This window comes from Streptomyces sp. SM10 (assembly GCF_002910915.1).
Classification (GTDB): Bacteria; Actinomycetota; Actinomycetes; order Streptomycetales; family Streptomycetaceae; genus Streptomyces.
In genome coordinates this window covers 1-6,462 of sequence record NZ_NEUF01000141.1, presented here as the reverse complement: position 1 = coordinate 6,462, position 6,462 = coordinate 1, and the positions used below count along the sequence as shown (strand labels likewise).

Below are 6,462 nucleotides of genomic sequence, written 5' to 3'. Positions count from 1 at the left end.
CCGCACCGCCGTCGCCTCGTACTTCACGGCTCCCGGCCGCTTCGCGACCGTCTCGGCCGCCGCCGCCCCGGGCATCGCCGCCGCGCCGCTCGGCGCGCATCCGGCGATGGCACGTCTCCTGCTGCACCGCTACGACCAGGCAGCGGCCGGTACCGACCCGGCGCACGACGCCCTGACGCACCCCCGCCTCCTGGCCTCAGCCTGACCCTTCCTGTCAGCCCACCGGGCTAATGTCGGAGACATGGACGGTACGCACGACCCCAGGGACACGCCCTACGGCACCGCTGACACCGAGCGCTGGGACACCGAGCCGGACAAACGCCCCGGCCGCACCGCCTTCCAGCGCGACCGCGCACGGGTGCTGCACTCCGCCGCCCTGCGCAGGCTCGCCGGCAAGACCCAGGTCGTCACACCGGGCACCCGCGGTCTGGCCTGGGACGCCAGCCCCCGCACCCGTCTCACCCACTCCCTGGAGTGCGCCCAGGTCGGCCGGGAGCTCGGTGCCGCGCTCGGCTGCGACCCCGACCTCGTGGAGGCGGCCTGTCTCGCCCACGACATGGGCCACCCGCCCTTCGGCCACAACGGCGAACAGGCGCTCAACGACTTCGCGTCGGACTGCGGCGGCTTCGAGGGCAACGCCCAGTCGCTGCGCCTGCTGACCCGCCTGGAGCCCAAGCGCTTCGTCCGCGACCCCCGCAGCGGTGAGCTCGTCAGCGTCGGGCTCAACCTGTCCCGGGCCGCCCTGGACGCCGCCACCAAGTACCCCTGGCCCAGGGGCGCGCACCCCACGGACCCGGGGTCACCCAAGTTCGGTGTGTACGAGGACGACCTGCCCGTCTTCGAGTGGGTCCGCAAGGGCGCCCCGCAGGACCGCAAGTGCTTCGAGGCGCAGGTCATGGACTGGTCCGACGACGTCGCCTACTCCGTGCACGACTTCGAGGACGGGCTGCACGCCGGGCACATCGACCCCGGCTGCCTCTTCTCCGAGCCGGAACGCCAGGAGATCTGGGACGTCGCCGTCGGACGGTACGTCCCCGTGGACACCGACCGCCAGGAGCTCGCCGAGGCCCTCGACCGGCTCACCGCCCAGGAGTGGTGGCCGCACGGCTACGACGGCACCGCGGTCGCCCAGGCCCGTCTGAAGGACGCGACGAGCCAGCTCATCGGCAGGTTCTGCCTCGCGGCCGAGGCCGCCACCCACGCGGCGTACGGCCCCGGACGGCTCGGCAGATACGGCGCGGAGCTCATCGTCCCGCGCGAGGTGCGCAACGAGTGCGCCGTCCTCAAGGCGGTCGCGGACCGCTACGTCATGCAGCGCGCCGAGCAGGAGGTCATCCGCGCCGACCAGCGGATCGTCATCGCGGAGCTCGCCGCGGCCCTCACCGCCCGCGCGCCCGAGGGCCTCGAACCGCAGTTCCGCGCCCTGTACGCGGAGGCCCCCGACGACCGGGCGCGCAAGCGGGTCATCGTCGACCAGATCGCCGCATTGACGGACGCTTCCGCGCGGTCCCTCCACGGGACACTCACGGGCGCCCGGCAGACTGGACCATGACCGGGCCACATGCCAGCGGCTGTGACCTGATCGGGGCACACCCTCTTTCGCCATCACGCCGCGTGCGGGACGCTCGCAGGTGGCGGCGCCGCGCAGCACAGTACCGAGGAGGCATCAAGTGGTCGACGCACATCGGACGTTCGTCATCATCGGCGGAGGACTCGCCGGAGCGAAGGCGGCCGAGACACTCCGGGCGGAGGGCTTCAGCGGCCGGGTGATCCTCATCGGGGACGAGCGCGACCATCCCTACGAACGGCCTCCCCTCTCCAAGGGCTACCTGCTGGGCAAGGACGAGCGGGACTCCGTCTTCGTCCACAGGACCGCCTGGTACGCCGGCGCGGACATCGAGCTCCACCTCGGCCAGGTGGTCACCTCCATCGACCGGGCCGGCCGGTCCGTGCAGCTCGGCGACAACACCGTCGTCCACTACGACAAGCTGCTGCTCGCCACCGGCGCCGAGCCCCGGCGGCTCGACATCCCGGGCACCGACCTGGTCGGCGTCCACCACCTCCGCCGTCTCGCCCACTCCGAACGGCTGCGGGGCGTCCTCGCGGCCCTCGGCCGGGACAACGGCCACCTGGTGATCGCCGGAGCCGGCTGGATCGGTCTGGAGGTCGCCGCGGCGGCCCGCGGCTACGGCGCCGAGGTCACCGTCGTCGCACCCTCCGCGACCCCGCTGCACCACGTCGTCGGCCCGGAGGTCGGCCAGATCTTCACCGATCTGCACGCCGAGCACGGGGTCCGCTTCCACTTCGGCGCACGCCTCACCGAGATCACCGGACAGGACGGTCTCGTCCTCGCCGCCCGCACCGACGACGGTGAGGAGCACCCCGCCCACGACGTGCTCGCCGCGATCGGCGCCGCGCCGCGCACCTCGCTCGCGGAGGCCGCGGGGCTCGCCATGGCGGCCCGCTCCGAGGGCGGCGGTGTCGTCGTCGACGCCTCCCTGCGCACCAGCGATCCGCACATCTTCGCCGCCGGGGACATCGCCTCCGTGGACCATCCGCTCTTCGGCGGCCGGCTGCGCGTGGAGCACTGGGCGAACGCCCTGAACAGCGGACCGGCCGCCGCGAAGGCCATGCTCGGCCAGGACGTCTCGTACGACCGGGTGCCGTACTTCTTCTCCGACCAGTACGACCTCGGCCTGGAGTACTCCGGCTGGGCGCCGCCCGGCTCGTACGACCAGGTCGTCATCCGCGGCGACGCGGGCAAGCGCGAGTTCATCGCCTTCTGGCTGAAGGACAACCGCGTCCTGGCCGGGATGAACGTCAATGTGTGGGACGTCACCGAGGACATCCAGAAGCTGGTCAAGGCCGCCCGGCCGGTCGCCCCGGATGCCCTGGGCGACCCCTCGGTGCCCCTGGATTCCCTGCTCTGACCGGTGGCCCGGCCTCCCGGGAACGGCCGGCACCGGTGGCGGAGCCCCGCCGCCGGCCGGTCCCGGACGGCCGGCCCCACCCGTAGACTTCACCCGTGGCAGGCAGGATCAATGACGACGACGTGAAGGCGGTCCGGGACGCGGTCCCGATCGACGCCGTCGTGTCCGAGTACCTCCAGCTCAAGAACGCCGGCGGCGGGAACCTCAAGGGACTCTGCCCCTTCCACGACGAGAAGTCCCCCTCCTTCCAGGTGAGCCCGGGCAAGGGCCTGTTCCACTGCTTCGGCTGCCAGGAGGGCGGCGACACGATCGCCTTCGTGATGAAGATCGATCACCTCACCTTCTCCGAGACGGTCGAGCGCCTCGCCGCCAAGGCGGGCATCACCCTGCGGTACGAGGAGGGCGGCTACAACCCCTCCCACCAGCGCGGCGAGCGCATCCGGCTGGTCGAGGCACACAAGATCGCCGCGGACTTCTACCGCGAGCAGCTGAACGGCCCCGAGGCCGAGATCGGCCGGAAGTTCCTCGCCGGACGCGGCTTCGACCAGGACGCGGCCGCCCATTTCGGTGTCGGCTACAGCCCCGCCGGCTGGGACCACCTCACCCGCTTCCTGCGCGGCAAGGGGTTCAGCGACAAGGAGCTCATCAGCTCCGGGCTCTCCCAGGACGGCCGCCGGGGCCCGATCGACCGTTTCCGCGGCCGGCTCATGTGGCCGATCAGTGACACCTCCGGCGAGATCGTCGGCTTCGGCGCCCGCAAGCTGCGCGACGACGACAACGGCCCGAAGTACCTCAACACCCCCGAGACCTCGATCTACAAGAAGTCCCAGGTGCTGTACGGCATCGACCTGGCCAAGAAGGACATCGCCAAGGCGAGCCGAGCCGTCGTCGTCGAGGGGTACACCGACGTCATGGCCTGCCACCTCGCCGGCGTCACCACGGCCATCGCCACCTGCGGCACGGCGTTCGGCAACGACCACATCAAGATCCTCCGCAGGCTCCTGATGGACAACGGCAGTGCCCGGGTGATCTTCACCTTCGACGGTGACGCCGCAGGCCAGAAGGCTGCGCTGCGCGCCTTCGAGGACGACCAGAAGTTCGCCGCCGAGACCTACATCGCGATCGCCCCGGACAACATGGACCCGTGTGACCTGCGGCTCGCCAAGGGCGACGACGCGGTCCGCGACCTGGTCGAACCGCGCACCCCGCTCTTCGAATTCGCGCTCCGCCAGATCGTCGGCCGGTACGACCTGGAGACCCCCGCAGGCCGCGCCGCAGCGCTCGACGAGGCGGGGCCCGTGGTCGCCCGCATCAAGAACAGCTCCTCGCAGCACGAGGTCGCCGTCCAGCTGGCCGGCCTGCTGGGCATCCTCGACACCCAGTTCGTCGTCAAGCGCGTCGGCCAGCTCGCCCGCTGGGCCCGCGACCGGGGCGAGCGCGGACCCGCGCAGGGCGGGCCGCCCCGTGGCGGCCCCCCGCAGCAGCAGACGCAGGCCCCGAAGGCGCCCCAGGGGCCCGCGCTCAACCTCCGCAGCCCCGCCCACCGCACCGAGCGCGAGCTGCTCAAGCTGGCCCTGCAGAAGCCCGCCCTCGTCTCGCCCGCCTTCGACGCCTACGGCATCGACGAGTTCACCGCCCCGCCCTACGCGGCGGTGCGCCAGTGCATCGCGGAGGCGGGGGGCGCCGAACAGGGTCTGGCCGAGACGCGCGAGTACCTGGTCAACGTGCTGGACGCGGCGCCCGACAACACCGTGCGCAACCTCGTCACGGAGCTCGCCGTCGAGGTGTTCCACGGCAAGACGATCGACGAGACGTACGCGGGCATGCAGCTCGTCCAGGTCCGTCTGCGCGCCGTCGACCGCCGGATCGGCGACGTCCAGGGCAGCCTGGCCCGCCTGGGCAGCAACGTCGCCCCGGACCACCTGGCCGCCGCGCAGAACGAGGTCTGGGTCCTCCAGCAGTACGCCCAGTCGCTGCGGAGCCACGGCGCCGACGCCCTCTAGGGCCAATGCCGTTCGGTTAGAGGTTCGATCTGCGGCGCAATGCTCGGCGTTTCGGCTGGTGATACGGGTGCAGCCCTTGTAGTGGTTCTCGGGTCCGCCAAGACTCGTGTTCCTCCACAAGGGCTGCTGTGTCCGATTCTGTCATTACGCATGCCCCCGGTGTGTTTGCCGTGGGGCACCTGGGCGAGTTGACCCAGGTTGTTCCCTTCCATCTCGTCGATGAGGCGCTCGCATCCGCGGGTGGTCTGCAGCAGCGGGTGCGGCGGCTGCCGTCGCGGGTGGTGGTCTACCTCCTGCTCGCAGGCGCGCTGTTCACCGGCCTGGGCTGGACCGGGATCTGGTCCCGGCTGACCGCCTCACTGCCCGCGCCGCTGCCCGTGCCGGCGGGTTCATCGATCACGGCCGCGATGCGACGCGTCGGCCCCAAACCGTTGAAAGCACTCTTCGACCTGGTCAAAGGCCCCGCAGCAGTGGCCGCGACACAAATGACACGGTTCGCGGGCAGACTGGTGGTCGCGATCGACGGCACCCAGATCGCCCTGCCGGACACACCCGCGAACCTGCAAGTGTTCCCCAAGGCGAAGGCAGGACAGAACGGGCCGGCCGGATACCCGATGCTGCGTCTGGTCACGCTGGTGGCCTGCGGGACCCGAACCCTCCTGGACGCCGTCTTCGGCACCGACGCGACCGGCGAACTGACCTACGCCCGCGACCTGGCCACCACCGCGGGCACGACCGGAGCGCTACGGCCCGGAACGCTGCTGCTGGGCGACCGGAACTTCTCCGCCACCGCCTTCGTGAGCACGGTCGCCTCCACCGGCGCGGACTTCCTCATCCGTGCCAAGACCCACACCACGGCTCTCAAGTTGCCGATCGGGCGCCGGCTGCCCGACGGCACGTTCCTGTCCCGCATAGGGGAAGTCACCGTCCGCGTCATCGAGGCCACCATCACTCTCACCCCCACCGACGGCACCGGCAAGCGCCCCGTCACTCGTAGCACCTACCGGCTTGTCACCAGCCTGCTCGACCCGGACGAGGCACCCGCCACCGCACTGGTCAGGCTCTACCGCGAGCGCTGGGAAATCGAGACCAGCTACTGCGAGCTGAAATCGACCATCCTCGGTGGCAGAGTCCTGCGCGGACGCCACCCGGCAGCCGTCACCCAGGAGACCTGGGCACTCCTGGTCGCCTACCAGGCACTACGCACCGCGATGAGCGACGCTGTCCTGCACCGGCCCGACATCGACCCCGACCGCGCCGCATTCACCATCGCGCTGAACACGGCACGTGACCAGATCATCCGTGCGGCCGGCATCATCACCCACACCCGGATCGACCTCGTCGGCCGGATCGGCACCGCCATACTCAACGGCCTCCTACCCGCCCGCCGAGAACGGTCCCGGCCCCGCGTGAAGAAACGAGCGATCAGTTCCAAGTACCGCGCCGTCGGCCGCGACATCGACCATCGCACCCACAAGACCACCGTCCACATCGAGATCCGTACGTTGCCAAACCCGCCAGACGGCTAA

Annotated in this window: 4 protein-coding genes and 1 pseudogene; all 5 read left to right on the top strand. The window is 71.1% G+C overall.

The window, feature by feature from the left end:
* Nucleotides 1–205, top strand: a pseudogene (locus B9S57_RS22935) (sirohydrochlorin chelatase); the annotation flags it as partial.
* Nucleotides 206–241: 36 nt separating this feature from the next.
* Nucleotides 242–1,552, top strand: coding sequence for a deoxyguanosinetriphosphate triphosphohydrolase (locus B9S57_RS22930; protein WP_103517477.1), 1,311 nt, complete (start codon nt 242–244; stop codon nt 1,550–1,552).
* 118 nt (nt 1,553–1,670) lie between these two features.
* Entirely contained in the window at nt 1,671–2,930 is a 1,260-nt protein-coding gene (locus B9S57_RS22925; protein WP_103517475.1) for an NAD(P)/FAD-dependent oxidoreductase, read from the top strand.
* Between the two features lie 95 nt (nt 2,931–3,025).
* Nucleotides 3,026–4,933: a DNA primase gene (dnaG, locus tag B9S57_RS22920; RefSeq protein ID WP_103517474.1), complete on the top strand. Its 1,908-nt coding sequence runs from the start codon at nt 3,026–3,028 to the stop codon at nt 4,931–4,933.
* Between the two features lie 128 nt (nt 4,934–5,061).
* Nucleotides 5,062–6,462: an IS4 family transposase gene (locus B9S57_RS22915; protein ID WP_103516606.1), complete on the top strand. Its 1,401-nt coding sequence runs from the start codon at nt 5,062–5,064 to the stop codon at nt 6,460–6,462.